This is a genomic window from Collinsella vaginalis, assembly GCF_900176655.1.
Classification (GTDB): domain Bacteria; phylum Actinomycetota; class Coriobacteriia; order Coriobacteriales; family Coriobacteriaceae; genus Collinsella; species Collinsella vaginalis.
In genome coordinates this window covers 1-2,839 of the sequence record NZ_LT838849.1, presented here as the reverse complement: position 1 = coordinate 2,839, position 2,839 = coordinate 1, and the positions used below count along the sequence as shown (strand labels likewise).

Annotated in this window: 1 protein-coding gene and 1 pseudogene; both read left to right on the top strand. The window is 68.0% G+C overall.

Features of this window, described 5'->3' with window-relative positions; translation table 11 throughout:
* A partial coding sequence (locus tag CAP13_RS08555) for an ABC transporter ATP-binding protein/permease (RefSeq protein ID WP_143764937.1) occupies nt 1–1,849 on the top strand: 1,849 nt, incomplete at its 5' end.
* Between the two features lie 362 nt (nt 1,850–2,211).
* A pseudogene (locus tag CAP13_RS08550) lies at nt 2,212–2,839 on the top strand (hypothetical protein); the annotation flags it as partial.

Below are 2,839 nucleotides of genomic sequence, written 5' to 3'. Positions count from 1 at the left end.
GGGCGAGCTCAGGCGGCAGGCCCTCGAGCGCCTGCTCGCGGGACGGGCCCTTGATGAGGACGGGTCCGCAGGCACAGGCTCGGCCGCGGGCACGGCGCTGGTGATCGAGGGGGCCGAGCAGGTTGAGGCCTATCTCACCCTCGCGCTCGGCAAAGCCATTGACCTTGCGGTCATCCCCGTGGTGCTCCTCGTCGCTCTCTTCACGCTCGACCCGGTCTCTGCGGTGATCGCGCTCATGGCCTTCCCCTTCATCATCTTCTACATGGTCATGGTCGGCGGCAACGCCCATGAGGTGGCCGCCGCTCGCCAGCAGGAGCAGGCGCGGCTCTCCAACCATTTCCTGGATGCCCTGCGCGGCCTCGATACGCTGCGGCTCTTCGGTCGCGCGCGATCTCATGCCGCGTCGATCTTCCAGGTGAGCGAGAGCCTGCGCGCGGCGACCATGCGGACGCTCCGGACGGCGATGCTCTCGAGCGCCATCCTCGACCTCTTCGCCACGCTCGCCCTCGCGGGCGTTTCCGTCATGCTGGGCTTCCGGCTCATCGATGCCGAGATCGGGCTGTACCCGGCGCTGATGGCTCTCATCCTCGTGCCGGAGTACTTCCGTCCGGTGAGGCTCTTCGCGGCCGATTATCACGCCACGCTCGACGGCAAGCAGGCGCTTGCGGCCATGCGCGCCTTGGTGGACGCGCCGCAGCGCGCTCAGGCGCCGCTGGATGAGGGTGCTTGGGGCGAGCGGTCGCAGCTTGTTGCGCGGGATATTTCCGTGGTATACGGGGAAGCTCGTTCCGTTGCGGAATCTCCTGCTTCATCGGGTGGCGAATTCGCGGCAGGCGGGGGTGACCGCTCCACGGCGGAGGCAGGCGCCCCTTCAAGCGATCCGTCTGCGGTGAACGGGGAGTTCCGTTCCGCCACGGAGGCTCCCACCCCACAGGATGCCGGTTCTGCGGTGCGTCAGGGAGCTGCGGTGGTTTTCGAGGATGCCGAGGCGGATGGCTCCGACGCCCATCGAGCGCTCGACAAGGTCAGCTTCGAGCTGCGCGGCTTTGAGCGCGTCGGTGTGATCGGGGCGAGCGGGTCTGGGAAGTCGACGCTGGTGAGCCTGCTTGCCGGATTCCTCGACCCGGTAGCGGGCGATTTTGAGCTGAATTGGGATGCGTCGACGTGCCTCATGCCGGTTGAGGTGGCGCTGTCGAAGGCTGCGTCGGGCGCGCAGGAAGGAACCGGGACGGCCAGAGCCGCGCCGGCAGATCCCGCGCTTGCAGCGCCCGCGCCCCACGGACAGCAGCTGCCGAGCCTGTTCGCCCCCGCGTGGCAGCACCAGGCGCTCTACCTCCCGCAGCGTCCGTACATCTTCCATGCGAGCATCGCCGAGAACATAGCCTTCTATGCGCCCGGTGCCACGCGTGAGGCGATTGCCGAGGCCGCGCATGCCGCCGGCCTCGATGACCTCATCGCGAGCCTCCCACACGGTCTCGACACCGTGATCGGCGACGGGGCGGGAGCGCGCGAGCTATCCGGCGGTGAGGCCCAGCGTGTTGCCCTGGCGCGCGCCTGGGTCGATCGATCGCGCCGCATCCTGCTCTTCGACGAACCCACAGCCCACCTCGATATCGAAACGGAGCTCGAGCTCAAGGACCGCATGCTGCCCCTCATGGAAGGCAGGCTCGTGGTCTTTGCGACCCACCGGCTCCACTGGCTCTACGAGATGGACCGCGTGTTCGTCCTCTCGAACGGTCGGCTTGCCGCCGCCGGTGATCCGCGCGAGCTCCTGGCGCAGGGCGTGATTAAGCGGAGCCTGGGTCTTCTGGATCAGCCGGAGGCTGCTGCTGCGGGAGGCATGCGATGAGCAGGGGAGATGAGATGGGCTGCAGGAGCGACGAGGATTTGCGGCCGACGACTTCGGATTGCGGAAAGGTGCCGGCCGAGGCACCTTGTGTGACTTCGCATGTCAGGGTGCCCGTTGATGCATCGGCATGCGGTGCGTCGCCGGCTGATGCGGAGCCAACCGGCGCAGTGTCCGCAGACGTGCACCCCGCCGATTTCACGGCAGCTGGAGCAGCGCCTGCCGATGCGCTCCCTACTGGCGTGACGTCGAAGGGTCCGAGCTCTGTCCACCCATCGCCGGTCCATTCAGCGGGGGCCGACGGAGTGGCCGCTGGCGCGTCATCATCCAACCCGAACGCTGAGCCATCAGAGCCCTGGTCCGAGGTGATCAGAAACGATCGCTGGGTGACGCCGTACTTCAGGCGCTACCGGCGTGTCTTGGCCCTCGCGCTGGGACTGGGCATCGTGGCGGCCATCCTCGCGTGCCTGCTCATGTTCGTCTCGGGCTGGCTGATCGGGGCCGCCGCGCGCATGCCCGAGACGATCTTCGCCCTGCTGATCCCCATCGGCATCGTGCAGGTGATCGGCATCAGCAAGCCGATCGTGGGCTATTTCGAGCGCCTTGCGAGCCATGACTGGGTGCTCCGTATGACGAGCTCCCTGCGCCGCCGGCTCTTCCTCGCCTTCGAGCGCCTGCTGGCGGTGGGGGATGCTTCTAGGCTCGATGCGGAGGCATACGGCGCGGGAGTGGGCGGCGAGTCGGCTGTGCTGGGTGCCGGCGACGCGCTCGCCCTGTTGAACGAGGACATCGGGCGCGTGCAGAACCTCTATCTGCGTTGCGTCTTCCCCATGGTGACGGCGTGGGCGGTGGTGGCGGTCGCGGTGATCGCCGTCGGTGCCATGGACATCCTCTTCGCATGTTGGCTGCTGCTCGAGCTCTTCATCTGCGTGGCTGTCGTGCCCCTGGTGGCGCTCGCCGTCGGCGCGGGCGCGCGCCTGCGCCGCAAACGGG